Origin of the sequence: Cupriavidus sp. SIMBA_020, from assembly GCF_046535395.1 — a bacterium.
Classification (GTDB): domain Bacteria; phylum Pseudomonadota; class Gammaproteobacteria; order Burkholderiales; family Burkholderiaceae; genus Cupriavidus; species Cupriavidus campinensis.
On sequence record NZ_JAWRWU010001187.1, the window covers coordinates 1 to 252 of the forward strand.

Below are 252 nucleotides of genomic sequence, written 5' to 3' on the forward strand. Positions count from 1 at the left end.
GTAACTGCTTAAATATGTTTGAAGAACTGAACATAATGGCGTTAGCTGAGGGTATTGAAACAGTTGAAGAATATCACTGGTTAAAAAGTGTCGGCATTGAATTAATGCAAGGCTACTTGTTTGCAAAACCTGGGTTTGAGTGCTTACCAGACGTTAATTTTCAATAACATTTAGTTGTTATAAAAAAACCGCCATCAAGGCGGTTTTTTAGTTTTTGCTATTGGTTAATTACATGTTTCCCAGCTCTATCAT

General features: G+C 34.9%; 1 protein-coding gene. It reads left to right on the forward strand.

Annotation, left to right across the window (positions count from 1 at the left end; translation table 11 throughout):
- Positions 1 to 14 precede the first annotated feature (14 nt).
- Complete coding sequence (locus tag SB751_RS33275) at positions 15 to 167, forward strand: EAL domain-containing protein (RefSeq protein WP_410749403.1); 153 nt, start codon at positions 15 to 17, stop codon at positions 165 to 167.
- Positions 168 to 252 lie beyond the last annotated feature (85 nt).

Excerpts from the sequence above, each read along its gene's own strand:
- SB751_RS33275 (WP_410749403.1), top strand. The coding sequence starts at position 15 with ATGTTTGAAGAACTGAACATAATGGCGTTAGCTGAGGGTATTGAAACA.